Genomic DNA, 23,489 nt, shown 5'->3' on the forward strand with positions numbered 1-23,489 from the left:
TGGGGCGATATGTCTGCTGATGAGTGGGTTCGGCTGGAGTCGCACCTACCGAAGCGCCTGGGGCGGGCGGTTCAGTGATCGCCACACCGCCATCAACGGCGCCCTCTTCCGGTTGCGGACCGGCATTCCGAGACGGGATCCGCCCGCCGGGTTCGGTAACGGGACGACGGTTCGTGATCGTCGTGGCCAGTGGTCCGCAGACGGTGGGGGGATCCTGCAGGCTCCACCCCTGCCGTGACCAGTCCTTGATCGTTCGCCGCTGAATGCATCGGAAGCGTTGAATATGTGTGCTTCTGAACGAAACCCGTCGAAGATGTCGCATAGCGGGCCCAATGCGGGGCTTGGCGGCGAGGCTCCGTCCAGCGCATCCCGACAGGGCTGGCCCATCGGACGGTCCTAGCGCGGACCGGTCTGAGGCGACGGGGAGGGATCGCGGCGGTCGGCTTTGAGTGCGGCCATGCCGAAGGCCAGCCCGCCTACGATGAACCAGGGGTTCCACAGCGCCAGGGTCCAGAAGCGTTGCCCCGCGCTCACGCTGCTGTCCAGGTGTGTCACGTCTGTCAGCAGCAGGAACTCAACAGCGACGCCCCTGGCCAGCAGGACGAGGCTGACCCCCCAGCCCAGGCACTTCAGGACTCGCCTCGCCACCCCGCGCGGACGCGACCGGGCGAGCAGCCATGCCAGCGAGGCGCCGACCAGGCAGAGAGCCCCCACACCCCACAGACCCGCCAGGACGAACCAGAGCGGGCGCACGGTGGCGAGTTGCGGTCCGGCGGAGACGCTCAACCCCACGTCGCCGCCGACGGCCCAGTAGAAGTGTGATGCGGCAAAGATCAACGCCCACAGACACGCGATGTACCCCCACTGCCAGACTGATCTCGTCCTCGGCGACACGCGTCCCACCTCTCGATGACGACCAACGCTTCGGATCATTCTTCCTGTTCGTTCCGGGCATCCCTCACGCACATCTCGGCGATCTCGTCGGGGAGTTGGCCAGTCGCCGACCAGGCGGCGGCGTAGCCGTGCCGGACGCCGCGACCGGCGAGCCATCTGCCGGCCACGCCGCGGTCGAGCGGAATCCTGGTCAGTGAGCGGTGGCCCCCCGCTTCGGGGCGGAGTTCAGGATTCTGGAGATGAAGTGCGCCAGCTGTGACCCCAGTTGCTCGCGCGAGCCGGGCCTCGTACAGGGCGCGGATCAGCCCGGTGCGGTCGCCGAAGGCCCGGAAGAGTGTGCCTTTGCCGGCATGGACCGTGCCATCGTCGAGGGGGCCGAGGACCGTACCACCGAGGTCGTCCAACGCCTCACCGGCCGGCCGCCGCACGACTTCCGCACGGTCGCCGAACGGGAGTTGGGGCGCCGCGGATGAAGTGCGCCGACCCCTCAGAAGATCAGCCCGGCGATCAGCAGCACGAAGAACAGGGCGAAGGAGACGGCCGCCGCGATGGCTGCGCCCGCGGACAGCCTGCTGAGGACCAGCAGCAGCGAACCCCACGGTTGGGGGTTGGCCCGTAGCGGTACGCCCTTCTCGACGGAGACCCGCCGGGGCATCGCGCACAGGAAGAGCAGCAGCAGGGCCGTGCCGCTCACGATGCCGAGGGCGACCGCAAGAACAATCGCGGCCCTCGGCGGATCGGGTTGGGTGTACCCGCCGTCGGACCGGAGCTGCAGCCTTACCGGACCGCCGCCGGTGCCCCGGACTTCGTAGACGTGCGCCGAGGTGTCGGTGTATCCGCCGTTCCGCGCGATGAAGGTGCCGGTGCACTCGCGATGGGTGCTCTTGCCGCTGCCGGCCGTGAAGCAGTGCGCGGCGGTGAGGGTGCCGGGGGTGCCGGCCAGGGCCGCGTGATAGGTGAACGAACTCCAGGCGAAGGACATCAGCCAGGTCGCCAGGGTGAGTATGCCTGCCGCAAGGAGCAGACCGAGGGCGGTCAGCGACAGACTGGGCTTTGATTGCATGCCTGCGTTATACCTGCGGTCGGCCTGTGGCCTGCGGGCAGGCGGCGGATCGACGGATCTCCACGCGGCTCCGATCCGTCCGCGTTCGCGCTCTGATCCGTCCGTGTCCGCGAGGCGGCGCGGGGCGATGAGGTGGTGGGACGGGCGGATTCCGTCCGGCCTTACTCGACGATTCCGCGGCCGGCAAGGGCAACGATCGCCTCCATCTGATGGGCAGTTGAGGCTCGTGTTCGGCGTGGCCTTCGCGGCGAAGCCCTTCCGCGGACCCAGGGAAATCCTTTGCCGTAGCCCGGTTTCTCCTTGACGCAGGGTTCACTACTTTTCAATAAAGCCACCACTGACAGGGGTGGCATCACTGAGTGCACGTGCGCAACTCATCACCGGCAGCTTGGCGCATCCCTGATGCAACGTCACATCTGCGTGTCATCGATATGTCATGTTCTTGACAGTTCTTGAGAACGTGACCTTGCAGATGTCCCCGGAGTCCCGGCTGCCGGCCCTTCCCCCTACGGAGGTCGTTCCCATGCGTTCTCTGCGAAAGGGCAGATCCGACCGCACGAGAGGACTGGCGCACCGCGCAGTCCCGGTCCTGCTGTCGGCGACAACCCTCGTCATCGGCGGCGTGATCGCCGCCAGCCCGTCCAGTGCCGCGGTGGCGCCGGCAACCCATGCGTCCCCCACCGTGTCCGCGGCCCACGCCAAGGTCCACATCCGCCAGTTGTGCGCGCGCCCGTCGCAGCCCGGCTACATGGCCTGCAACGCGGTGGCCCGCACAGACGTCAAACAGCCGCTGTCCCTGGGGCCGGACGCCGCCCCCGCCGGCTACGGCCCCAGCGACCTGCAGAGCGCGTACAACCTGCCCCAGTCGGGCGGCAGCGGCCAGACCGTGGCGATCGTCGACGCGAACGACGACCCCAACGCCGAACAGGACCTGGCGGCCTACCGCTCCCAGTACGGGCTGCCCGAGTGCAGCACCGCCAACGGGTGTTTCCAGAAGGTCGACCAGGACGGCGGCAGCAACTACCCGGCCCCGGACGCGGGTTGGGCCGGCGAGATATCCCTCGACGTGGACATGGTGAGCGCGGCCTGCCCGTCGTGCCACATCCTGCTGGTCGAGGCGAACAGCGCCAGCATGGACGACCTGGGGACTGCGGTGAACCGTGCGGTCACCATGGGCGCCAAGTACGTCTCCAACAGCTACGGCGGCTCCGAGGACTCGACCGACCCCACGTCCGACGAGAAGTACTTCAACCACCCGGGCGTCGCCATCACGGTCAGCTCCGGTGACAGCGGCTACGGCGTCGAGTACCCGGCGGCCTCGCAGTACGTCACCGCCGTCGGCGGCACCTCACTCCAGCAGGACAGCAGCGCCCGCGGCTGGACCGAGACCGTCTGGGGCTCCAGCGCGGGTGGTAACGGCGCCGGCTCCGGCTGCTCCCAGTACGACGCCAAGCCGTCCTGGCAGCAGGACACCGGCTGCAGCAACCGCACCGTCGCGGACGTCGCCTCGGTCGCCGACCCGGCCACCGGCCTCGCGGTCTACGACACCTACCAGGCCAGCGGCTGGAACGTCTACGGCGGCACCAGCGCGTCGTCCCCGTTCATCGCCGGCGTCTACGCCCTCGCGGGTACCCCGGGCTCGTCCGACATGCCGGCCTCGTACCCGTACTCCCACGCCTCGGCCCTGAACGACGTCACATCCGGCGCCAACGGCACCTGCTCGCCGTCGTACCTCTGCACCGCGGGCACCGGATACGACGGCCCGACCGGCCTCGGCACCCCGAACGGCACCGCCGCCTTCACACAGTGAGATGGCGTGCCGCGGCGCAGGATGCCGTGAGACGTCGTCAGATGCGTGAGCAGTCGGTGACACGGTAAGCCGTCAGGTCATCGCCGATTGCCGCAACCGATCGTCACAGTCCGGCGGCCTTCAAGGCGCCGGACTGTGACACGGAACCAGCCGTGAACCGTGGGCGCCGGTCGACTGGGGAGCGTCCCGGTCCTACCAGCCCACCTCGCCGGTCGCGTCGAAGAGCCGTCCGCTGGGCCCGTCGTCCGCCAGGGCGATTCGCACGATCGTCGCGGCGCTCTGCGCGGGCGTACTGGTGCCGGTGTGGTCATTGAGCGCCGTCGCCGTGAAGCCGGGATCGACCGCGTTGATCAGAAAGCCCGGCAGCGCACGGGCGTATTGGTAGGTGAGCATGTTGAGGGCCGCCTTCGAGACCGGGTAGACCAGTCCGTGCAGTTGGGACTCCATGCGCTCGGGGTCGTCGTTGACGGTGAACGATCCCCGGCCGCTCGTCACGTTGACGATGCGCGGGCGCTGCGACTTGTGCAGAAGCGGCAGCAGGGCGTGGGTGGTTCGGACCGCGCCGAGGAGATTGACATCCATGACGTCGGTGAAGTCGTCGGCGGTGGTCTCCTCCACGGCGGGGCGGGTGCCGCCGATGCCTGCGTTGTTGACCAGCACGTCAAGCCTGCCGCATTCGGCCTCGACCCGCTGTGCCAGGGCGTCGACCTGGGACTGGTCCGTCACGTCGAGGGCCGCGAACCGCACGTCGCCCGCACCGGCGGACAGCTCGCGCGCGACGTCACGGCCCCGTTCCGGATCCCGTGCTCCGAGGTACACCACCGCTCCCGCAGCGGCGAGTTGGCGGGCCACCTCCCGCCCGATCCCTTGGTTGGCACCCGTCACCACGGCTATGTCCCCACTCGTCATGGGTCCATCATCTCCCTCGCCCCGCAGCAGGACGGGCCTTTTCACCGGCTGCGTCCCCAGGCACTGACGAGCCGTACGGGTATGTGCGGGAGTTGTCCCGACCCGCCATGCCGTGACCGGTTGTGGGATGCATCACGGCCGTCGTCCGCAGATCGTCCAGCCACCTACGATCCGGATCACGGGCAGGGACACAGCCACCCCACCCGTCGCACTCAACCGCCTGTTCCGTCGGAGGAGAACGTCCTGTGACTACCGGCACCGCCGCGCGCGACAGCTACTACGAGCGCACGGGCGAGCAGCGCTACAAGCCCACGGCCCATGTGGGGGGCGTATGGAACGCCGACGAGCAGCACTTCGGTCCGGTCGCCGGCCTCATCGTCCACGTCATCGACCGCCACCTCGCCCAACGCCCCGGCAACAGCCTGACGCCGGCGCGGATCAGCTTTGACATCCTGGGTCGTGTCGCCCTGGACGAGTGCGAGGTCAGGGTCGCAACGATCCGCCCCGGCCGCACCATTGAACTCCTCGAAGCCGTCCTGCTTATCGACGACCGACCGGTCGTCCGCGCCCGCGCCTGGCTCCTTGCCTCCCTCGACACCTCGGCCGTGGCCGACAGCCCCCACGAACGCCTTCCCGCTCCCGAAACCCTGGAGCCGTGGACGATGAACGACCTGTGGAGCGGCGGCTATGTCTCATCCATCGACGTCCGACGGACGCCACCGTCCCGCAAGGGCCGTGCGACAGTCTGGATTTCCACCCCACTCGACCTGGTGGCCGGCGAACCCCGCAGCGCACTCGCCTCGTGCATCGCCCTCGTGGACACCGCCAACGGCATAGCCGTCCAGCAAGACCCCACCGAGTGGATGTTCCCCAACCTCGACCTGACGATCCACCTGCACCGCCAACCTGCAGGCCCCTGGACCGGACTGGATACCACCGTCACCTTCGGCCCTTCCGGACAGGGGCTCACCAGCAGCGTCCTGCACGACATCAACGGCCCCGTCGGTCACGCCGAGCAGATCCTCACCGTCCGCCCGCTGACTCTCGATCAGGGGCTGTCCGACCCTGACCCATCGGGCAGACCCTAGGTCTCACGCATCGAGGGCGGCCGGCCTCGCCGGCTCGCCACGTACTCGGCCGCAAGACCCGCACCGCCCGAAGTCTTCGGCCAGGGCCCGGCGGCATCGGTGCCTCGCCGGGCCCTGGGTGACGCGAGCCGACCGGGGCGAATCCCATGAGTCGGCTTCGGTGCCGGGCCGCCCAGGTCGCCGTTGACCAGGTCAGCGGTGCTTCTGCTGGTCAGAGCCCAGGCCGAACAACGAGCGGGGATTGCTGGCCGTGAAGTTCTCCGACCCCATGGCCGGCGGGTTGCCCGCCCCAGTGGCGGTGTCGTCGCCCATTCCCACGGTGCCGGACATGTCGCCCGGTTCGCCGTCGGCGGCGGCAGTACCTGCCGTGCCGAGGACGGCGATGGCGGCCATGGCGGCGGCGGCCACAGCGGTGCGGATACGCATGAGATGCCTTCCTGTAGGGGGTGTTTCCATGGGGAGCGATATCGCCCGACGTGATCGCGGAAACCCGGATGACATTGATCGCACCGCGGTACCACCCCAACGGCCCAGCAACCGCAGGGCGCGCAGGAGCACCGTGGCTGACCGGCGTACCGCCGACTCGACTCGGCGGTTCCTGGTACGTGAGGTCGCCCTCGCATCGAGCCGAAGTCGCAGGCCGGCCGCCGAAGACGGGCGACATGCCGCCCCGTCTTCGCCCCCTCCGTCAGACGGTTTGGCTGAACTCGCCCACCGAACAGTCGGGTTCGCGCGACCGGACGGCGATCGCCGGATTGTGGCCGTCGGCCCTGGACAACGACCGTTCACGTGATTAGCCTCGCTGTCCAGACATGGACAGATAATCCAAGCTCCGTGGAGGCGATACGCCTCCGCACGCTGCGGATTTCGCCGCATCGGAGCCGACGGGAGGAACCGCGTGGGCCACGTCGCAGGAAGCGAGGGGCGCAACGAGAGCTTCGACGCCGCATCCGATGCCGATTCCGCCCCCCTGCCCGATGCCGGGGCCTATGCCGCCGCAGACGCCGACGAGCATCTCATCCGGGAAGCCGAGAAGATCGCCGTCGCTCTGGGGCGGATGTTTCCCGGGCTGTGCGAGGTGGTCCTGCACGACCTGCGCAACCCCGAGTGTGCCGTCAGGGCGATCGAGAACAATCTGTCAGGACGCCAGATAGGCGATTCCGTAACGGAGTTGGGTCTGCAACGCATCCACGATCCGCAGTACCCGAGCGTCGTTCAGAACTACCCCAACCGGTTCCCCGACGGCCGCCCCGCGAAGAGCACCTCGATCGGCATCAAGAACGCCGCGGGCGAGTACATCGCGGCACTCTGCCTGAACCTCGATGTGTCTGTGTTGTCACCGGTGACGCTCGCGCTGTCGAACCTCGTGGCCACGGAGACCCCACACCGCGAACACCCCCTGGAGTCGCTGCGGGACCGCAACGCACGCGAGCTGCGCGAGGCGGTCGAGGCCCTCTCCGCGGAGCGCGCCGCACCCCCCAGGTCGCTGAGCCGGGCGGACAAGAAGGCGCTCGTGCAACAGCTGCACCGGGACGGCTACTTCGACTCGCGCGACGCCGCACAGACCATCGCGGACCTGCTCGGCGTGTCCCGGGCGACCGTCTACAACTACACCAGGTGAAGGAGCCTGCCCACCTGCCGGACCGCCGTCCGACCCCGACCCCCACACCCCCAACGCGAGGACGCACCGTGCCTGCCGACCTGCCCGTTACCTTCGACGACGTCCGTGCGGCCGCAACGCGCCTGAAGGGCATCGCCCACCGCACCCCCGTGCTCACCTCACGCACCCTCAACTCCCTGGTGGGATCTGAGGTGTTCATCAAGTGCGAGAACTTCCAGCGCGCCGGTGCCTTCAAGTTCCGCGGCGCCTACAACGCCGTGGCCCAGCTGTCCCCCGAGCAGTTGGCCAAGGGCATCGCCGCCTACTCCTCCGGCAACCACGCCCAGGCCACCGCCCTGGCCGCCCGGGAACTGGGTACCCGTGTCGTCGTACTGATGCCCGAGGACGCCCCCCGGTCCAAGAGGGAGGCAACAGCCGGATACGGTGCGGAAGTTGTCACCTACGACCGCTACACCCAAGACCGTACGGCGCTCGGGCAGGCCCTGGCCGAAGACCGCGGCCTGGCACTGATCCCTCCCTACGACCACCCGCATGTCATCGCCGGCCAGGGCACCGCGGCCCTCGAACTCTTCGAGGAGACCGGCGAACTCGATGCCCTGCTCGTGCCAGTCGGCGGCGGCGGTCTCATCGCCGGCAGCGCCACCACCGCCAAGACACTGCACCCCGGCATCCAGGTCGTCGGCGTGGAGCCGGTCGGCGCCGACGACACCAAACGCTCCCTCGAAGCGGGCGAACGCATCGAGATCCCCGTTCCCCGCACCATCGCCGACGGGCAGGCCATCTCCACACCCGGCGAGATCACCTTCGTCGTCAACCAGCTCCTGGTCGACGACATCGCCCTGGTCAGCGATGACGACATCCGCGACGCCATGAGGTTCGCCTTCGAACGCCTGAAGATCGTCCTCGAACCCAGCGGCGCCACGGCCCTGGCCGCCCTCATCGCCGGACGTGTCCCCAACCCGCCGCGCAGGATCGGACTCATCGCCTCAGGAGGCAACATCGACAGCCGGCGGTTCGCCCAACTCATGGGCGCCTGAACGCAACTGCCTCCCTCCTCCCTCCAGGAGGCAGTTCGGGACGACCCGCAAGCGATCTTCGGCGCCCGCTCCCGGGCCCGGGTGATGCGTCTAGCGATGCGACTGATGACCCGTCGCCTGCTCGCGGAGGGCCTGGATGAACGTCGTGATGTGCGGGCGGTCGCGACGGCGGCCGATCGTGGCAACGCCGATGTGCCGGGTCGGAGTCGGCGGCTCGATCGGGACGGCGCGCAGACCCGGCACCGTCGGGACGAGCGCGATGGCAGGGATCAGGGAGATTCCCATTCCCGCGGCGACGAGCGAGCGGGCGAAGAAGTAGTCGGTGGTGGTGCCGCGTACTTCCGGTTCGAAGCCTGCGCGCTCGGCGTAACGGCGCAGGTATGCCTCGGTCTTGAGGCATCCGAGCACCCAGGGCTCGGCTGCCAGCTCGGCCATGTCGAGCGACTCGCGGTCGGCGAGCCGATGCCCCTCCGGCATGACGACGTACAACGGATCTTCCAGGAGCGCGGTCCACTGCAGGCGGGAACTCGGGCCCTGCCCCACGGGGAGCGGGCCGTCGAAGTGGTAGGCCAGGGCGAGGTCGACAGCGCCTTGGCGGACAAGGGGCAGGGTGTCCTCGGGCTCGCCCTCCCTGACGTGGAGCAGGGCGCGGGGCTCGGTTGCCATGAACCGGCGCAGAGCGTCGGGCAGCAGGTGCCTGCCGCCGCTGGTGAAGGTGGCAACGGTGAGTTGTACGCGGCCCGTGCTGAGCCGATCGACCTGCTGCTTCGCCTGTTCGAGCTCGGCGGCGACGGACTCGGCGGCCCCCACCATGATCTGGCCGGCCTGAGTGAGGGTGACCCCGCGCGTGCTGCGTGCCACGACCTGGGCACCGAGGCTGCGTTCCAACACCGCTACGTGCTGGGAGACGGCGGAGGGGGTGAGGCGGAGAGCCGCGGCCGCCTTGCTGAAGCTGCCGTGGTCCGCCACCGCCCGCAGGACGCGGAGCCGCTGCACATCGATCAACAGTATTCCTTAAGGTGTTTCCAGTAAGCCGCCACTTCTGCTGATGACGATAGGCATCCAGGGTGGGGGCATGCAAAGGATCTGCGTCATCGGCGGAAGCCGGTACTTCGGAAAGCTCCTGGTCGAGCGCCTGCAGGCCATCGGCCACCAGGTCACGGTGATCAACCGCGGCTCCACCCGGCCGCCCGCCGGTGTCGAGCAGCTCGTTGTCGACCGCAACGACGAGGCAACTCTCCTTGCCGCGCTCGGCTCTCGCACCTTCGACGTGGTGGTCGATCAGGTCTGCTACACCCCCGTGCAGGCCGCGATCGCCGCCCGCGTCTTCGCCGGCCGCACCCGGCGCTACGTCATGACCTCCACGATCGAGGTCTACGACCCGGCGACCGCCGCGCTGCCGGCCGTGCCGGCGGGCACCCCGGTGCCCGAGGACAGCGTGGACCCGGCCACCTGGCTGGTGGCCATGGACCTGCCCTGGCACGACGAGGCATACCTGGAGGCCCACTACGCCGAGGGCAAGCGCCAGGCGGAGGCCGTCTTCACCCGCGCCGGCAGCTTCGCGTTCGCCTCCGTGCGCAGCGCGCACGTGCTCGGCGGCGCGCAGGAGTTCACCGGCCGGCTGGCGCACTACGTCGAACACGTCCGCCAGGGCGAAGAGATCACTGTGCACGAGAGAGCGCTGCCGACGGTGTTCATCCACTACGAGGAGTTGGCGGACCTGCTGCTGTGGGCGGCCACCGCCACGGACTTCACCGGTCCGGTCAACGCCTGCTCCGACGGCCCGCTCGACGTACGCGACCTCGCCGCGATCGTCGCCGCACAGGCCGGCCGGGAGCCCGTCTACCGGGTGGTCGCCGCGGGCGGGACGGCTTCGCCGTTCTCCTTCGACCGCCACTACGCCATGAGCAACACCCGTGCAAAGAAACTGGGTTGGGCTTTCTCCCGCGCCATCGACTGGCTGCCCGGCGCCGTCGCCGAAGCCCTCGCCGTATCCGCCACCCCCGCCGCCTGAGGAACACGAACCGCCATGCAGTTCCGCACCATCGGAGACACCACCGTCAGCGCCATCGGCCTGGGTGCCATGCCGCTGTCCATCGAGCACCGCCCGGACGAGAGGCGGGCCATCGCCACCGTCCACGCCGCCCTCGACGCCGGCGTCACGCTCCTCGACACCGCCGACAGCTACCACTGGCACGCCGACGAGGTGGGCCACAACGAGCTGCTGATCGCCCGCGCCCTGGCCCGCTACGGCGGCGACACCTCCGGCGTCCTGATCGCCACCAAGGGCGGCCGCGGCCGGCCCGGCGACGGCAGCTGGACCGTGACCGGCACCCCCGGACATCTCAAGCACGCTGCCGAAGCCTCCGCCAAGCGGCTGGGCGTCGACGCGATCGGCCTGTACCAGCTGCACAAGCCGGACCCGGCCGTGCCCTGGGCGGAGTCCGTCGGCGCCCTGCGCGGACTCCTCGATGCCGGCACGATCCGAGCCGCCGGCATCTCCAACGTCACCACCACCCAGATCCGCCAGGCGCACGCAATCCTCGGCGACGGACTCGTCTCCGTTCAGAACCAGTACTCGTCCGCCGTCCGCGACAGCGAGCCCCAGCTGCGGCTGAGCACCGAGCTGGGCTTGGCGTTCCTCCCCTGGAGCCCCCTCGGTGGCATCTCCCGCAGTTCCCTCGATGGACCCTCCGGCCCGACCTCCACGGGCACCGCTTTCCACCGCATCGCGGCCGAGCGCGGCGTCAGCCCGCAGCAGATCGCCCTGGCCTGGCTGCTCACCCGCTCCCCAGCCGTGATCCCGGTGCCGGGAGCCAGTCGCCCGGCCTCCATCAACGACTCGGCCCAGGCCGCGAAACTCAAGCTGAGCGAGGCGGAGCTGACGCGGCTTGACCACGAACCGCCGGGCTGAATCAGGTCAGGGCGTCGTCGCTGAGCTCCCTGGCCGAGGACGGCTGCCCGCGGGCGGTCCCACTGATATGGGACGGTGGCAAAACATTTCGGTATCCGATGTAATCTGGATTCATGGCCACTCGTATGACTCCGCGCCCGTCCAGGAGGCGGTGGTCGGCCGTGCTCACGACCGAGCGTGCCCGCCCGGACGGCATACGTACGCGACCGAACGCATGGCGGTTCGCGGTGGCCGCGGTGTGCTTCGGGGCGTTCATGGGACAGCTGGACGCCAGCATCGTCACGCTGACCTACGGAAGCCTGCGCACCGAGTTCCATGCGTCCCTGGCGGCGGTGGAGTGGGTTTCGCTGGCGTATCTGCTGACCTTGGTGGCCTTGCTGGTCCCGGCCGGACGACTGGCGGACGCGCACGGCCGCAAGCTGATGTACCTGTACGGGTTCGCCGTGTTCACGCTGGCATCCGCGGCGTGCGGGGTGGCCCCGTCCCTGGTCATGCTGGTCGTCTGCCGCGTCGTGCAGGCGGCCGGGGCGGCCATGATGCAGGCCAACAGTGTGGCGCTGGTGGCGACCAGTGCGCCACGTGCGCGGATGCGTCGCGCGCTCGGCGTCCAGGCAGCAGCGCAGGCGCTGGGGCTGGCGCTGGGGCCGACCGTGGGCGGCGCGCTGGTGTCCACGTTGGGCTGGCGCTGGGTGTTCGGGGTGAACGTGCCGATCGGGTTGATCGCCCTGGTGGGCGGGCACTACCTGCTGCCCCGGACGCGGGCCCGCACCCGCGTCGCACGCTTCGACTGGGCCGGTCTGGGACTGCTGGCGGTGGCGACCACCAGCGCACTGCTGGGAGTGTCGGCGGCCTCCGGACTCCCCGTACCGGCCTGGGCGGTGGCGCTGCTGTTCGCCGTGGCCGCCGGCGCGGGCTGGGGCTTCGTCCGCCGTCAGCGCCTGGCCGCCGCGCCGCTGCTGAACCTTGATCTGCTACGGGTACCGGCCGTGGCGTTCGGGCTGGCCGGGGCGCTGAGCGGCTATCTGGTGCTGTTCGGGCCGCTGGTGCTCGTGCCGGTCGTCATGACGGCACAGGGCTCCTCGGACCTGGCCGCGGGAGCGGTTCTCACGGCGTTGCCGGCCGGGTTCGCGCTGGCCGCCACCGGCGGCGACCGGCTGCTGCCGCACTCCCTCACGGACGCGAAACGGTGCCTGGTGGGGGCCGGCGTGTTCAGCCTCGCGATGGCCGCGCTCGCGGTGGCCCCGCTGACCACCGCCGCACTGGTACCGATACTGGCAATGGCCGGACTGGGGCTGGGCACCTTCACCCCGGCCAACAACACCATGATCATGGAGGCCATACCCGCGCACTCCTCCGGTACGGGAGGCGGCCTGGTCAACATGACCCGCGGCCTGGGCACCGCACTGGGTGTCGCGCTGGTCACCCTCGCCCTGCATCTGGCGGCCGGCGGCGGGACCGCAGCCGGAGCACGGTGGTCCGCGCTGATCCTCGTGGGAGTGTCGGCCGTCGCAGTCGCCTCGGCACGGCTGGGACCGGACTCCGACCGTGCCGCAACACAACGCGCGCGATGACCCACGGGAGCACGCCCCGACCGTGAGGCGCAGGCGTTTCAGCCCCGTACCCCACACGGCAACGCCGGCAAGCCGGAGCCCGACCTGATCAGGTGGGTTGTGCGATGTGCGGCCGGCCCGATGCGGCTGCGGCTGCGCCGGCGTCCGGCGCGCCCCTCGCCTCTGCTACTGGCCTTCCCTGTCGGGCGCAGCGGTGGCCACCGGCACGGCTTCTTCCTTCACCTCCACGGCATATGGCTGCGAGGCGTCGTCGCCCGGCTTCGGACGACGGGTGGCGATGAGATAGACCAGCGCACCGAGGAACAGCGCGAGGGAGACGTAGTCGTTCAGGCGCAGGCCCAGGAAGTGGTTGGCGTGATCGATGCGCAGCGCCTCGATCCAGGCACGTCCTGTGGTGTAGGCGAGCACGTAGCAGGCGAACAGCCGGCCGCGCCGGAGTCGATGGTGGTAGCGGGCCGAGAGCCACAGCAGCAGCGCCATCACGCCCAGGTCCCACAGGGACTCGTACAGAAAGGTCGGGTGGTAGAGGGCGATCGTGGGGCTGTCGGCCGGGCGGTGCGCCGGGTCGATGTACAGCGCCCACGGAAGGTGGGTGGGGCGGCCGTACAGCTCCTGGTTGAAGTAGTTGCCCCAGCGGCCGATCGCCTGGGCCAGCACCAGACCGGGGGCCGCGGCGTCGGCGAAGTCGGCCAGCCGGATGCCCCGACGCCGGCAACCCAGCCAGGCACCCACCGCGCCGAGCGCCACCGCACCGGGAATGCCCAGACCGCCGTCCCAGATGTACAGGGCGTGGATCGGCTGCCGGCCGGCGGCGAAGTACAGCTCCGGGTCGGTGACCACGTGATACAGACGGCCGCCGAGGACCCCGAAGGGCACCGCCCAGACCGCGATGTCGGCGATGTCATCCCGATGACCGCCCCGGGCCTCCCAACGGCGCCCGGTGAGCCAGACGGCAACGAAGATGCCGGCCAGGATGCACAGCGCATACGCGCGGATCGGCACCGGCCCGATATGCCACACCCCCTGGGACGGGCTGGGCAGGTACGCCAGGTTCATGGTCACGACCGTTCTTGCGCGCACGGGACCCGGCGCGGGGCCGGGGAGGACCCGTACGACGATACATCGGACACCGAACCTTTTGCGGTGCGGGCGTCCCGCGTGATCGCAACCAGGCGCAGGACACGGCAGGCAGGACCGCGCCCTGGTCCGGCTACGCTTGCCGCATGTCAGCGCAGCCCCGCTCCGAGGTCCCGCCGCCCCGGCCCACCGGCGAGGCGCCGGACGCCCGTCTGCTCACCGAGGCCATCACACGGCTGCGCCGCGCGCTGCGCGCCTCGATCCGCACCGACTATCCGTGGGAAGCGCTGCCCATGGCCCAGGTGGAGCTGTTGCAGGTACTGGGCGAGCACTCGCCCGCCCGGATCAGTGACCTCGCTGCCCGACAGCGCCTGGCATCCAGCACCGTGAGCGGGCTGATCGGTCAGATGATCACCGCGGGACTGGTCGCCCGGGACGTCGACCTCGCTGATCGCCGCGCCTCCGCCGTCACCCTCACCGACGCGGGGCGTGACCAACTCGCTGCCTGGACCGCTGCCCATGAACGCCGCATGGATGCCGCACTCTCCGCTCTCGACGACACCGAGCGTGCCGCGATCTTGGGCGCCCTGCCCGCCCTCTTCCAACTCGCCGAGAAGCTGGGCGAGCCTCTCGACGACGAATGAGAGGGACGGGGACCGGATGGGGTTCCCCGCTGCCGGCATGCGACACAGATCGGCGCGCCATCGCACGGCCCCAACCCAGTGCCCACGCACCCATCCCCACCCACCACCGCCGACCACGACCTGATCGGCTCCGCAGGGCGCCGGCTCACGAGCCCTGGACGACAGTCCCCTGGTGGTAGACGACCTTCCAGCCGTCCGGATCCTGCTGCCAGATCGTCGCCCGCCGAGACATCCGACCGTCGAGGACCAACGTATAGGTCAACAGATAGACATCCGCCGCCAGTTCACGGCAGGAGAACTCGGAGGTCTCCCACTCCTCAACCGGCGGATCCTGATGACGTTCTTCCAGGGCATCGAGTACGTACGCACGGTCGTAGCGCTGCTCCGATGCCCCGGTCTCCCAGAAGTCCGACGCCGTCATGGCCGCAAAATCAGCCCTGGTCGTTCCGAACTCGGGGCGGTGGAACAGCGGTTCTCGGCGGATCAGATCATCCAGGACGCGGCGCAGTCGCTCGTCGGTCACGAGGTGGGGTTCCATCCGCACCATTCCACGCCGATGAAGCCGAACCGGCATCTCGCTTACGGGCGTACGCCAACGCGCCTAGGGGCGGACTTCGGTGTGAGCCCCGGTGCCTGGCCGGGAGCCAGGCACCGGGATCCTCTGCCCTTACTTCTGGAAGGCGCTGTTGTTGCAGCCCATGGTGGAGCCCAGTCTGGTCTGCTGCGCACCCGAGGCGCCCTCACCGTTGAGCGCGTTGCCCAGCGCGCCGTCGAGGACGCCGACCGCACCGAGGACGTCGATGTTCAGGTCGTGCGAGCGGCACTGAGTGCCCTGGGAGACGTCGAAGAGCCCATCCTTCCCGCCTCCCTTCCTGCCATCCTCACCGTCACTGGAGAAGGAGGAGTTTCCGCCCTGGCTTCCGCCATGGGCGATTGCGGGGCCGGCGCCGAGGAGGCCAACGCTGCCCAGTACGGCGATCACAACAGCGGCCTTACGAAGCTTGCGCATTTCATCTCCGGTAGATCGATCGGAAGCGATCAGAGGTTGATCGGCTTCGTACGCCTATGAAAACTAATGCGGAATATGTCCCAACTCCTCAGTGACACGCTGAGTTTCACGACTGCCGCGGCCTGGATACACCACGCTTATCGGATAACCCGCACTCCTGATGGCCTCATTGGTATCAGCCGCAGTACGTGAGGCGGGGTTGCGGAATGCCGTTCCCCGGGGTGGCGGGGCGGGGGTGGCCGCCGGTGCCTGCACGGTGGTGTCTTTGTGCGGGCCGAAGAGTGTGCTTCCCGGCTGGTCGGTGTGCGTGAGCGCGCTCGGGCGGCTGGCGGCAATCTTCCCGCTTGCATGCCCTGCGCCCGGCTCAATTTCCCACCATGCGGCTGCCGTTGGGATCCAAGCTCATGCGCGCGGTGGTAACCATGCGCAATCGGGGTGCGGCGGAGAGTGCCCCGACCGGAGCCGCTACCGCAGGCCCGGCGCAAGACCGTACTGCCCGATGGAGCGGCGGTAGGTGAACGGATTGTTCAACACGGTGAGTTGACATCAGTTCGTGCGCTCCCGCATCCTCATCTCATGCCGTCGACTTCTGAGCAGCACACCGACCCCTTCACGCCCCCGCAGCCGGAGCAGGCGCGAGCGCACCGCGTCTACGCGTCGCTGACGCGCATCGCCGAGCGGCATGCGGCCACCGACGAGCAACGCCGCCGGCAGGTTCATCCTTCGGTGATCGGGCCGCACGAGGCCGTCCGGCTCGTGTCGTTCCTGCTCAGCGGGGCCGCGCGGATGGATGACGGCGAACCGGAGGTGGACCGGGCCGACGTCACCGCTGCCTTGAGTCTTGTCCCGCTGGTCCGGGGGGAGTTGGACGAACTGGAGACCGGATTGCTCCAGATGGCGCGGGGTCGTGGCATGACCTGGCAGGAGATTGCGTTCGGACTCGGACTCGGCACTCCGCAAGCCGCCAGGCAGCGATACGAACGACTGGCCAGCCGCGCCACGGGCGATGGGGACGGCTCGGAGTAGCGGAGGCTCTGTGGCTGTTGGCTCTCGTCGGCTGTTGCCCTCGTCGCCGATCGCGGCGCGGTCGGCGACGAGGGTGCGCTGACCTGTGAACGCCCGACTTCACGCCACTGTGGTCCGTTCGCGCCGAACGGGGCCAAGTTTCGAGGAATCTTGATTCCGAGTAATTAGTGGTGACGCGGGAGGGCCCGTTGGACGCTCCACCGGTACCTGTACGTCAAGAAGCAATCGCTTACGGGTTCTGTCATGTGTGACGCTGGATATCTTCCGCGCCGTCACTGACTTGTCGGGGACGGCTGGTGTTCAGACCCCCCGCCCACTCCCCGGGACGCCGTCCGCACCCCGGCCGCCGGTCTTCGCAACGGCGGCCGGGGTTTCGGACAGCCCGCTGATGGGTTGGTGATCTGACGGCCGGCCATGCCGCGGACCGGAACGACGAACACCACGCGCGGGCCATTGCGTCAGCCGCTGTTCAGCGAGTGGACCCTTGCGATGATCCGTTGGCTTGAAGAGCGCCGGTTACGGCACTGTCGGTGGTGCTCTTCGGCATGATGCCGCCCCAGATCGCGCCGACGACGCCGAAGGTTTGATCGACGACAGGTTTGGGTGACGCCTGGGCTGGTGTGGCGAGGATCCCGAAGAACGCGAAGGTTCCGAGGATGACGGCGGCGATTCGACTTCGACGCACTAACTACTCCCTGAGGTAAGGCAGTTGGCATTCCAGGCGGCAACTTTCCCCTGCTTGTTCGCCGATACGCCAAGTGTCCTTCTTGTGGGTGGCGAGGGAACGATTTACCGCTGCCCGGCCCTGAGGTGGTCCCACGCTTGTGCCCTTTTGTGCACACCTCCGCCGCCGCGCTGAGCAGGGTGTCGATGCTGCGTTGCGCGTTGGCGCACATGCACGGGCGGGGGCGTTCGCGGTCCGTCGGGTCATGGACGTCCGAAGTGCCGCATACCGGGGTGAACATACCTCGAAGCCGGCCTGTGCCGAAGTCGGAGAATGGCCGACTCGCGGCAGGCGCCCTCCCGGCCGACGGTCGCATCGCCTACGGTGTCGCCCATGCCGTACGGGACTCCCAGTAACGACCCGGCGCCGGCGTCGTCGCGCCGCCAGATTTTCGGCGACGATGCCGAGCAGTACGACTCGGCCAGGCCCGGCTACCCCCGTCAACTCATCGACGATGTCCTGGACTTCGCGGCCCTCAACACACGTCTGCCGGCGCTGGAGGTGGGTGCCGGAACGGGCAAGGCGACGCTCGCCTTCGCGCGGTCCGGCGTACCGGTGACCTGCGTCGAACCGGATGCCCGGATGGCCCGGGTGCTGCGGCGTCGCTGCGCGGAACTGCCCGACGGCAGCGTCAGTATCGAGGTCGCCGACTTCGAAACCTGGCATCCGGCGCGACGCTTCGGGTTGCTGTACTGCGCCCAGGCGTGGCACTGGGTCGACCCGGCCGTGCGCTGGGCCAGAGCACAGGCTGTGCTCTCTCCCGGGGGAGCGATCGCCCTCTTCTGGAACCACTGGATTCTCCAGTGCGGCGAACTGGCGGACCGGCTGACCGCCGCGCACACCCGACTCGGCATCGAGATACCGCAGGACACCCTCCTCGATCCCCGCCCGCGTCCCGCGCGGCGGGGCCCCGAATCCCGCCAGTGGCGCGAGATGACGGCGACCGGCTTCGTCGACCCGGACCACCGCCTCTACACCGCCGTGCACGAACGGTCCACGTCCACACTCATCGGCCTGCTCGCCTCCTACAGCGGCTACCGGGCGCTGCCGTCCCAGCCTCGGAATCAGGTCTTCGACGCGATGACCCGCATCGTGGACGAACACGGCGGATGTGCGCACGTGCGGGTGGTCACGAGCCTCTTCCTGGGGCGGACGCGAACCGATGCCGCCTCTACGGGCTTGAGGTCGTAGGAAGGTCGTCGTCCCGACGTTGTCTCTCAGGTGTCCCGGCTCCTCGGATACCTGTGTGCGCCGACTGCACCCAGTCACAGCGCGCACGGATACCGGCGGGCGGGCGGACCTTCGGGTACGGGGGCCGTGAGGGGCTTGGCGCCCGCGTAGGGGGCGTGCCTCGACGCTCCGGTTCCGCCAGCCATGAGGATCGACTTCGTGCCCTCGCAGCGGATTACTGTCCTGCGTCGGTGGCCGGGCGTGACACCCTGCGGCGTACGGCCCAGGCCAAAGCGCCGAGTGCGAATCCGTACACGGCAACCAGCCCGTGGCCGTTCTCCTGGAGAATCCACATCACCAGCCCGAGCGCCGGGACGCTGAGCGAGAGGATCCGCTCCTTCGTGGTCCGGGTGTGTCCCAGGAGGGCCAGTGCCAGGGTGGCGCCGAGGAAGTAGGTGGCGCCGGAACTGCCCGCGAAATTCCGGGGGTCGGTACTGGGGCCGTCGCCCAGGCCGAGCAAAGTGTCGAGCCGCTCCGGCAGGAGGATGCCGGCCAGGAAGAAGGCCGCCGTCAGCGGGCCACCCCAGAGCCACTGCGCGAGCGCGGCCACGGCGGCGAGGGTGGCGATGTTCCAGGCCGCGCCGGCGACGCCGCCGTTCTGCATGAAGACCGAGGTGAACACCCTCCACCAGCCGGACTTGGCGGGATCGTTGTCGAGTGCGGCCATCGCACCCGACCAGGTCAGCTGGAGCGCCACGCCGCCGATCGCCAGCGCGGTCAGGCCAACCGCGACCCACGGGATCGGGCGCCCGCGCAGCGAGTCGCGCCCGACCGCCCCGAGGCCGCTGTTGACCATCATCACCATCAGCGCGGCCGTGGTCGCGTTGAACAGTACTTCCCCCATGTCCGTCCCCCGTTTCCAACACTGTTCGAAATCGACGAGGGGAGGTTAGCACAGATTTTGAACGGTGTTGGAATGTCGTTGTACGGTGGTGGGCATGAAGCTGACCAAGGAGCGGATCGTCGATGCCGGCATGGCCACCTTCGCCAAGGTCGGCTACCACGGCCTCTCCATGCGCCAGGTGGCCGATCGACTCGGCACGCACGCGGGCAGCCTCTACTACCACGTGCGGGGCAAGGACGAGTTGCTGGCGTTGATGGCCGACCGCGTCTGCCGGCAGGCGTACGACGGCGGTACCACCGCCTTGGCCGCGCTGCCGGCCCAGGCGACCTGGCGGGACGAAGTCGAAGCCCAGGCCGAGGCGCTGCGCCGCAGCATCCAACAGCATCCGGGCGGCGCCTTGTTGTTGGCCGAGAGTCCCAGGACGCTGAGTCCGGGCGCGCTGTCCCTGATGGAGCGCCTTCTGCGGACCCTCCTCGACGCCGGTGTACCCACCGCGCAGTGCGGGATCGCGGCCGACGCCCTGCTCAGCCATGTCACCGGCTTCGTACTCCAGGAAGGCGGCGACTCCCCGGCTCCGGACGTCACCGCCGAGGTCTATGCCGACCTGCGCGCACGTTTCCCGCTGGTCATCGAGCGGATGCCCCGGCTGAGCCAGGACGAGAAGTTCCGGCGAAGCGTCCGCCTGCTGTGCACGGCCTTCGCCACCCTCGTCGAGGGGTGAACGTCGAGGAGTGGACGTCGAGGAGGGAACACAGCCTTCCTGTAGCGTCCAGTGCCTCTGGTTCCGATGCTTCCGAGGCGAAGGACGCATGCAGGCAGCCGCACCCGCGGTGCCCTCCCTGCGTACCGGGTCAGGGTGTACGGAGCCGGTACGCTCCCCCCCCCGCGGCCCGCGCTCGTCGGCCTGTTGGCCGTGCCGGTCCTCCATGAGCGCGTCAGCCGCGGTCAGTATGTGGGGCTGGTGCTCGGACTGGGCGGGGTGGCGCTCGCGGTGAGCGAGAACCTCCACCTCGACGGCGGCCATCTGGCCGAGCTCGGCCTTCTCGCGCTCGCCCTGGCGGGCATCTCCGCCGGCACCGTCTACCAGAAGCGGTTCTGCCGCGGGATGGAGCCGGTGTCCGGTAATGCCGTACAGCTGCTGGCCGCTGCGGTCGCGACGCTGCTTCCCGCGCTGCTCGCCGAGGGCTTCGACGTGACCTTCACGGCCGACTACTGGCCGGCGCTGATGTGGGCCGCGATCATCAACTCTATCGTCGGAGTGGGGCTGTTGTACGCGTTGTTGCAACGGCACGGCACCAGTCAGGTCAGCAGTCTGTTCTATCTGGTGCCCATGGTCACCGCGGCTTTCGCGGCCTTTCTGCTCCACCAACGGATGGGACCGCTCACGCTCGGCGGACTGGTCCTGGCCACCGGGGGCACGCTGCTCGCCAATCGGATACGGAGCTGAGCCGTGCCGGGAGCTCTGCGACGGGCACGGTCCGCGCCACGCATCCCGGGGTAGAGCTGTCTTGACCGCGGTGCGGGACGCGCGGCCTCGCGGAGTTCCCTGTGCCCGCGGTGGATGGCGCCGGAGGAGGCAACGGGCATGAGTGTTCGGGTCAGCGGTACGGTCAGGTGGTTCAACCAGGCCATGGGGTATGGCTACACCACAGGTGACGACGGCCGCGAAGCACGGGTCAGGAGCGAGGACCTGGAGGACGGTACCTTCCTTACGGAGGGACTCAGGGTCACCTACGTAGTGGTCGGAGAGGACGAGGACGATCTGCGCGCCGAGCGTGTTCGGATCGTTGGTTAACCGCCCCTGGCTCCGCGGGGGTTGACCGGGATCGGGGTCCGAGTCCGGGTCCGGGTTCGGGTTCAGCGGGCACGTTGCGGCGCGGGCCCACGGTGCTCAAGGGTGCATACGGGCGCCCTTGAGCACCTTGTCGACCGCGTTGCGCGGTCCGTACACGGCAAGCCCAACCAGGTCCAACTGGTCCTTCGGTACGGCCCGTACGGCCGCGCGGTTGTCACGGTCGTTGCCGGTGGCGAAGAGGTCGGAGGTGAACACCGATCGGGGAAGCGCGCGGGACAGGGCGCGGCCGTGTGCGGCGGTCAGGGTCTCCTTCGTCCCCTCGAAGGTCAGGACCGGCTGGCGGAACATCGGCAGGTACGTGGTGCCGTCGGCGTCGGCATAGGGTTCGCCGATCACTTCGGGAAGCTGCGTGCCGAGCCCGCTGACCAGGAAGGCGGTCACGTTCAGCCGCTGCCAGGGCGCCAGGTCCTCGCGCAGCAGAACGGCGATCTTGGTGTCGAAACGTACGGGACTGATCTCTGTCGTCATACCCCCGAGCCTGCCGATCGCGCCGCCGGACCGTCTTGTACGTTCCTTGCATGGACAGTCGGCAGGAGATCTCCGCGTGGCGCCCGCGGGTGCCGGGTGTCGTGGAGGTCTTCCATGCCCACTTCACCGACCACGCGTACCCGATGCACGTCCACGACGTGTGGACCTTGCTGATCGTCGACGACGGCGCGGTGCGCTACGACCTGAACCACCGCGAGCGCGGCACCCCGCACGACACGGTCTCCCTGCTTCCGCCGCAGGTGCCGCACAACGGCTCACCCGCCACTTCGCAGGGCTTTCGCAAGCGGGTGCTCTATCTGGACCTGACCCAGCTGGACGAGAGCTTCATCGGCCCCGCAGTAGACGGCCCCGACCTGGCGGATCCGCTCCTACGCCGCCGCGTCGGACAGCTGCACACGGCCCTGGCGCACGCGGGCGACGAGCTGGAAGCGGAGAGCCGCCTGGCCCTGATCGGCGAACGGCTGCGCGGTCATCTGCGGCCCCGGCTCGTCACCCGTCCTCCCGGGACCGGCCGCGGACTGGCCGACAGCCTGCGGGATCTCCTCGACGAACGGCTGCTCCACGGCTTCACGCTGGAGGAGGCGGCGAAGCTGGTCCACGCCCATCCTGCGCACCTCGTAAGGACTTTCAGCGGCGCGTTCGGGATCGCTCCCCATCAGTACGTGATGGCCCGCCGTATCGACCGGGCCCGACGGCTGCTCCTCGACGGCCGGCCGCCCGCGGAGGTGGCGACCGCCGTCGGATTCCACGACCAGTCGCACCTCACCCGCCACTTCAAACGGCATGTGGGCATCACCCCCGGCCGTTACGCCCGTAAGGCCGTCGCCCTGGAACGCCGCCCGGGGCGATGACCGCGGGGCCACGGCCGGACGGTCGGGATGGTCGGGGCGGTCGGGGTGGGTGGTGTGCCGCGGAGTGCGTGGGTCCCGGTCGTCGGTGAACCCGGGGAGATCACAGGTCAGTTCGGCTGGATGTTTGGCTGGGAGGTCGGCTGGGGGTTCGGCCGGGAGTGTGCGGATGACCTGACAGCGCGCGGTGTGATCGGCCAGTCTTCTGTGTATGTCGTCGTCAGTGCGCGAAGGGTGGTTCGAAGCAGCCGGATTCCAGGTACGGCCCGTTGACCTGGACCTGGTAGTTGGTCTTCTGCACGAATGCGGTGACGCAGGCGTCCTGGTGGACGCGGAGGCCGATGCGGGCGCCTGGGGGCGTGACGTAGTGGTCGTCCTTGAAGCGCGGTTCCATGCTCCGCACGTCCAGCTGCCCGCCGAGCCGCTCCCCCTTGGGGCTGGTGCGCTGCTCCTTGTACCCGAGTGCGAGCAGCGCCGAGCGGACGCTGCCGGGGTCCCATTTCCCCTGTTTCCAGAGACTTTTGAGTACGGGGTCGATGCGGTCCGCTTCCCGCTGGGCGTCGGCTTTGCTGCCGGGGGACATGTCGCGGGGTTGGCGGCCGGCGTTGTTCTCGCGGTAGTGCGGGGCTCCGTCGTGGGCTCCGGGTTCCACGTAAGGGGAGGAGCCGGAAGCGGAAGCGCCGGAAGCGGAGGAGCTGGAGTTGTGGGGTGTGCCGGGGGTGCGGGCGGCCACGCGCTGCTGACCGCAGGCGGTCAGGGGTATGGCGGCGCTGAGGAGGAGCAGAGCGCCGAGGTGTCTTCGGGTGCGAGTGGTGGAGAGGGACATACGGGCTACT

General features: G+C 69.3%; 27 protein-coding genes and 1 pseudogene. 16 read left to right on the forward strand and 12 right to left on the reverse strand.

Annotation, left to right across the window (positions count from 1 at the left end):
• Positions 1-19: 19 nt before the first annotated feature.
• Positions 20-238: a transposase gene (locus tag ACO1BR_RS25470; RefSeq protein ID WP_426797423.1), complete on the forward strand. Its 219-nt coding sequence runs from the start codon at positions 20-22 to the stop codon at positions 236-238.
• A gap of 158 nt (positions 239-396) precedes the next feature.
• On the opposite strand, the gene ACO1BR_RS25475 is transcribed toward ACO1BR_RS25470, so the two are convergent.
• Positions 397-837 carry a DUF3995 domain-containing protein gene (locus tag ACO1BR_RS25475; RefSeq protein WP_426797424.1) on the reverse strand — a complete coding sequence of 147 codons (441 nt, stop codon included), beginning with the start codon at positions 835-837 and terminating at the stop codon, positions 397-399.
• Between the two features lie 401 nt (positions 838-1,238).
• On the opposite strand from ACO1BR_RS25475, the pseudogene ACO1BR_RS25480 reads away from it, so the two are divergent.
• Positions 1,239-1,367, forward strand: a pseudogene (locus ACO1BR_RS25480) (ergot alkaloid biosynthesis protein); the annotation flags it as partial.
• 14 nt (positions 1,368-1,381) lie between these two features.
• On the opposite strand, the gene ACO1BR_RS25485 reads toward ACO1BR_RS25480, so the two are convergent.
• The gene (locus ACO1BR_RS25485) at positions 1,382-1,957 is read right to left on the reverse strand and encodes a hypothetical protein (RefSeq protein WP_426797425.1); all 576 of its coding nucleotides are present in this window, start codon (positions 1,955-1,957) and stop codon (positions 1,382-1,384) included.
• Positions 1,958-2,480: 523 nt separating this feature from the next.
• On the opposite strand from ACO1BR_RS25485, the gene ACO1BR_RS25490 reads away from it, so the two are divergent.
• Positions 2,481-3,767 carry a S53 family peptidase gene (locus ACO1BR_RS25490; RefSeq protein WP_426797426.1) on the forward strand — a complete coding sequence of 429 codons (1,287 nt, stop codon included), beginning with the start codon at positions 2,481-2,483 and terminating at the stop codon, positions 3,765-3,767.
• Between the two features lie 192 nt (positions 3,768-3,959).
• Here the strand turns inward: ACO1BR_RS25490 and ACO1BR_RS25495 are convergent, their stop codons facing one another.
• A complete protein-coding gene (locus tag ACO1BR_RS25495) occupies positions 3,960-4,676 on the reverse strand; it encodes an SDR family NAD(P)-dependent oxidoreductase (protein ID WP_426797427.1) in 717 nt (238 codons plus the stop codon).
• A 245-nt stretch (positions 4,677-4,921) separates the two neighbouring features.
• Between ACO1BR_RS25495 and ACO1BR_RS25500 the strand changes: the two genes are divergently transcribed.
• Positions 4,922-5,764 (forward strand): thioesterase family protein, encoded by an 843-nt coding sequence (locus ACO1BR_RS25500; protein ID WP_426797428.1) that lies wholly within the window; start codon positions 4,922-4,924, stop codon positions 5,762-5,764.
• Positions 5,765-5,956: 192 nt separating this feature from the next.
• Here ACO1BR_RS25500 and ACO1BR_RS25505 read toward each other — a convergent pair whose 3' ends face one another.
• Positions 5,957-6,190, reverse strand: a complete 234-nt coding sequence (locus ACO1BR_RS25505) for a hypothetical protein (protein ID WP_426797429.1) — start codon at positions 6,188-6,190, stop codon at positions 5,957-5,959.
• A gap of 544 nt (positions 6,191-6,734) precedes the next feature.
• Between ACO1BR_RS25505 and ACO1BR_RS25510 the strand changes: the two genes are divergently transcribed.
• Both ACO1BR_RS25510 and ACO1BR_RS25515 read left to right on the forward strand, forming a co-directional pair.
• On the forward strand, positions 6,735-7,385 hold the full coding sequence (locus ACO1BR_RS25510; protein WP_426797492.1) for a helix-turn-helix transcriptional regulator: 651 nt from the start codon (positions 6,735-6,737) through the stop codon (positions 7,383-7,385).
• 68 nt (positions 7,386-7,453) lie between these two features.
• Positions 7,454-8,422 carry a threo-3-hydroxy-L-aspartate ammonia-lyase gene (locus ACO1BR_RS25515; protein WP_426797430.1) on the forward strand — a complete coding sequence of 323 codons (969 nt, stop codon included), beginning with the start codon at positions 7,454-7,456 and terminating at the stop codon, positions 8,420-8,422.
• 90 nt (positions 8,423-8,512) lie between these two features.
• Here ACO1BR_RS25515 and ACO1BR_RS25520 read toward each other — a convergent pair whose 3' ends face one another.
• Positions 8,513-9,427 carry a LysR family transcriptional regulator gene (locus tag ACO1BR_RS25520; RefSeq protein WP_426797431.1) on the reverse strand — a complete coding sequence of 305 codons (915 nt, stop codon included), beginning with the start codon at positions 9,425-9,427 and terminating at the stop codon, positions 8,513-8,515.
• Between the two features lie 70 nt (positions 9,428-9,497).
• On the opposite strand from ACO1BR_RS25520, the gene ACO1BR_RS25525 reads away from it, so the two are divergent.
• The 3 genes from ACO1BR_RS25525 to ACO1BR_RS25535 all read left to right on the forward strand — a co-directional run bounded on the left by ACO1BR_RS25525 (position 9,498) and on the right by ACO1BR_RS25535 (position 12,907).
• Positions 9,498-10,436 (forward strand): NAD-dependent epimerase/dehydratase family protein, encoded by a 939-nt coding sequence (locus ACO1BR_RS25525; RefSeq protein WP_426797432.1) that lies wholly within the window; start codon positions 9,498-9,500, stop codon positions 10,434-10,436.
• Positions 10,437-10,451: 15 nt separating this feature from the next.
• The gene (locus tag ACO1BR_RS25530; RefSeq protein ID WP_426797433.1) at positions 10,452-11,336 is read left to right on the forward strand and encodes an aldo/keto reductase; all 885 of its coding nucleotides are present in this window, start codon (positions 10,452-10,454) and stop codon (positions 11,334-11,336) included.
• 161 nt (positions 11,337-11,497) lie between these two features.
• Entirely contained in the window at positions 11,498-12,907 is a 1,410-nt protein-coding gene (locus ACO1BR_RS25535) for an MFS transporter (protein WP_426797434.1), read from the forward strand.
• Between the two features lie 165 nt (positions 12,908-13,072).
• Here ACO1BR_RS25535 and lgt read toward each other — a convergent pair whose 3' ends face one another.
• A complete protein-coding gene (gene lgt / locus ACO1BR_RS25540) occupies positions 13,073-13,963 on the reverse strand; it encodes a prolipoprotein diacylglyceryl transferase (protein WP_426797435.1) in 891 nt (296 codons plus the stop codon).
• A gap of 167 nt (positions 13,964-14,130) precedes the next feature.
• Between lgt and ACO1BR_RS25545 the strand changes: the two genes are divergently transcribed.
• On the forward strand, positions 14,131-14,628 hold the full coding sequence (locus tag ACO1BR_RS25545) for a MarR family winged helix-turn-helix transcriptional regulator (RefSeq protein WP_426797436.1): 498 nt from the start codon (positions 14,131-14,133) through the stop codon (positions 14,626-14,628).
• A gap of 145 nt (positions 14,629-14,773) precedes the next feature.
• On the opposite strand, the gene ACO1BR_RS25550 is transcribed toward ACO1BR_RS25545, so the two are convergent.
• Positions 14,774-15,166: a DUF4440 domain-containing protein gene (locus ACO1BR_RS25550; protein WP_426797437.1), complete on the reverse strand. Its 393-nt coding sequence runs from the start codon at positions 15,164-15,166 to the stop codon at positions 14,774-14,776.
• 129 nt (positions 15,167-15,295) lie between these two features.
• Positions 15,296-15,637, reverse strand: coding sequence for a hypothetical protein (locus tag ACO1BR_RS25555; RefSeq protein ID WP_159505456.1), 342 nt, complete (start codon positions 15,635-15,637; stop codon positions 15,296-15,298).
• A 576-nt stretch (positions 15,638-16,213) separates the two neighbouring features.
• Here ACO1BR_RS25555 and ACO1BR_RS25560 point away from each other — a divergent pair.
• Positions 16,214-16,663 (forward strand): DNA-binding protein, encoded by a 450-nt coding sequence (locus tag ACO1BR_RS25560; protein ID WP_426797438.1) that lies wholly within the window; start codon positions 16,214-16,216, stop codon positions 16,661-16,663.
• Between the two features lie 469 nt (positions 16,664-17,132).
• Here ACO1BR_RS25560 and ACO1BR_RS25565 read toward each other — a convergent pair whose 3' ends face one another.
• A complete protein-coding gene (locus ACO1BR_RS25565) occupies positions 17,133-17,348 on the reverse strand; it encodes a hypothetical protein (protein ID WP_426797439.1) in 216 nt (71 codons plus the stop codon).
• Positions 17,349-17,720: 372 nt separating this feature from the next.
• Between ACO1BR_RS25565 and ACO1BR_RS25570 the strand changes: the two genes are divergently transcribed.
• Entirely contained in the window at positions 17,721-18,578 is an 858-nt protein-coding gene (locus tag ACO1BR_RS25570) for a class I SAM-dependent methyltransferase (protein WP_426797440.1), read from the forward strand.
• A gap of 214 nt (positions 18,579-18,792) precedes the next feature.
• Here ACO1BR_RS25570 and ACO1BR_RS25575 read toward each other — a convergent pair whose 3' ends face one another.
• Positions 18,793-19,461: a hypothetical protein gene (locus ACO1BR_RS25575; RefSeq protein ID WP_426797441.1), complete on the reverse strand. Its 669-nt coding sequence runs from the start codon at positions 19,459-19,461 to the stop codon at positions 18,793-18,795.
• A gap of 94 nt (positions 19,462-19,555) precedes the next feature.
• Here ACO1BR_RS25575 and ACO1BR_RS25580 point away from each other — a divergent pair, with 94 nt between their 5' ends.
• The 3 genes from ACO1BR_RS25580 to ACO1BR_RS25590 all read left to right on the forward strand — a co-directional run bounded on the left by ACO1BR_RS25580 (position 19,556) and on the right by ACO1BR_RS25590 (position 21,256).
• Entirely contained in the window at positions 19,556-20,182 is a 627-nt protein-coding gene (locus ACO1BR_RS25580) for a TetR/AcrR family transcriptional regulator (protein WP_426797442.1), read from the forward strand.
• Between the two features lie 192 nt (positions 20,183-20,374).
• Positions 20,375-20,908 (forward strand): DMT family transporter, encoded by a 534-nt coding sequence (locus ACO1BR_RS25585; protein ID WP_426797443.1) that lies wholly within the window; start codon positions 20,375-20,377, stop codon positions 20,906-20,908.
• A 138-nt stretch (positions 20,909-21,046) separates the two neighbouring features.
• A complete protein-coding gene (locus ACO1BR_RS25590; protein WP_159505464.1) occupies positions 21,047-21,256 on the forward strand; it encodes a cold-shock protein in 210 nt (69 codons plus the stop codon).
• Between the two features lie 96 nt (positions 21,257-21,352).
• On the opposite strand, the gene ACO1BR_RS25595 is transcribed toward ACO1BR_RS25590, so the two are convergent.
• On the reverse strand, positions 21,353-21,784 hold the full coding sequence (locus tag ACO1BR_RS25595; RefSeq protein ID WP_426797444.1) for a DUF2000 family protein: 432 nt from the start codon (positions 21,782-21,784) through the stop codon (positions 21,353-21,355).
• A 50-nt stretch (positions 21,785-21,834) separates the two neighbouring features.
• On the opposite strand from ACO1BR_RS25595, the gene ACO1BR_RS25600 reads away from it, so the two are divergent.
• Entirely contained in the window at positions 21,835-22,656 is an 822-nt protein-coding gene (locus ACO1BR_RS25600) for an AraC family transcriptional regulator (protein ID WP_426797445.1), read from the forward strand.
• 217 nt (positions 22,657-22,873) lie between these two features.
• Here the strand turns inward: ACO1BR_RS25600 and ACO1BR_RS25605 are convergent, their stop codons facing one another.
• Entirely contained in the window at positions 22,874-23,479 is a 606-nt protein-coding gene (locus tag ACO1BR_RS25605) for a hypothetical protein (protein WP_426797446.1), read from the reverse strand.
• Positions 23,480-23,489 lie beyond the last annotated feature (10 nt).

Origin of the sequence: Streptomyces sp. YGL11-2 (genome assembly GCF_050054615.1) — a bacterium.
GTDB lineage: Bacteria > Actinomycetota > Actinomycetes > Streptomycetales > Streptomycetaceae > Streptomyces.

Excerpts from the sequence above, each read along its gene's own strand:
- ACO1BR_RS25485 (WP_426797425.1), bottom strand. The coding sequence starts at position 1,957 with ATGCAATCAAAGCCCAGTCTGTCGCTGACCGCCCTCGGTCTGCTCCTT.
- lgt (WP_426797435.1), bottom strand. The coding sequence starts at position 13,963 with ATGAACCTGGCGTACCTGCCCAGCCCGTCCCAGGGGGTGTGGCATATC.
- ACO1BR_RS25575 (WP_426797441.1), bottom strand. The coding sequence starts at position 19,461 with ATGGGGGAAGTACTGTTCAACGCGACCACGGCCGCGCTGATGGTGATG.
- ACO1BR_RS25600 (WP_426797445.1), top strand. The coding sequence starts at position 21,835 with ATGGACAGTCGGCAGGAGATCTCCGCGTGGCGCCCGCGGGTGCCGGGT.
- ACO1BR_RS25555 (WP_159505456.1), bottom strand. The coding sequence starts at position 15,637 with ATGCGCAAGCTTCGTAAGGCCGCTGTTGTGATCGCCGTACTGGGCAGC.
- ACO1BR_RS25595 (WP_426797444.1), bottom strand. The coding sequence starts at position 21,784 with ATGACGACAGAGATCAGTCCCGTACGTTTCGACACCAAGATCGCCGTT.
- ACO1BR_RS25550 (WP_426797437.1), bottom strand. The coding sequence starts at position 15,166 with ATGGAACCCCACCTCGTGACCGACGAGCGACTGCGCCGCGTCCTGGAT.
- ACO1BR_RS25560 (WP_426797438.1), top strand. The coding sequence starts at position 16,214 with ATGCCGTCGACTTCTGAGCAGCACACCGACCCCTTCACGCCCCCGCAG.
- ACO1BR_RS25570 (WP_426797440.1), top strand. The coding sequence starts at position 17,721 with ATGCCGTACGGGACTCCCAGTAACGACCCGGCGCCGGCGTCGTCGCGC.
- ACO1BR_RS25580 (WP_426797442.1), top strand. The coding sequence starts at position 19,556 with ATGAAGCTGACCAAGGAGCGGATCGTCGATGCCGGCATGGCCACCTTC.
- ACO1BR_RS25470 (WP_426797423.1), top strand. The coding sequence starts at position 20 with ATGAGTGGGTTCGGCTGGAGTCGCACCTACCGAAGCGCCTGGGGCGGG.
- ACO1BR_RS25490 (WP_426797426.1), top strand. The coding sequence starts at position 2,481 with ATGCGTTCTCTGCGAAAGGGCAGATCCGACCGCACGAGAGGACTGGCG.
- ACO1BR_RS25605 (WP_426797446.1), bottom strand. The coding sequence starts at position 23,479 with ATGTCCCTCTCCACCACTCGCACCCGAAGACACCTCGGCGCTCTGCTC.
- ACO1BR_RS25590 (WP_159505464.1), top strand. The coding sequence starts at position 21,047 with ATGAGTGTTCGGGTCAGCGGTACGGTCAGGTGGTTCAACCAGGCCATG.
- ACO1BR_RS25545 (WP_426797436.1), top strand. The coding sequence starts at position 14,131 with ATGTCAGCGCAGCCCCGCTCCGAGGTCCCGCCGCCCCGGCCCACCGGC.
- ACO1BR_RS25505 (WP_426797429.1), bottom strand. The coding sequence starts at position 6,190 with ATGCGTATCCGCACCGCTGTGGCCGCCGCCGCCATGGCCGCCATCGCC.
- ACO1BR_RS25525 (WP_426797432.1), top strand. The coding sequence starts at position 9,498 with ATGCAAAGGATCTGCGTCATCGGCGGAAGCCGGTACTTCGGAAAGCTC.
- ACO1BR_RS25530 (WP_426797433.1), top strand. The coding sequence starts at position 10,452 with ATGCAGTTCCGCACCATCGGAGACACCACCGTCAGCGCCATCGGCCTG.
- ACO1BR_RS25495 (WP_426797427.1), bottom strand. The coding sequence starts at position 4,676 with ATGACGAGTGGGGACATAGCCGTGGTGACGGGTGCCAACCAAGGGATC.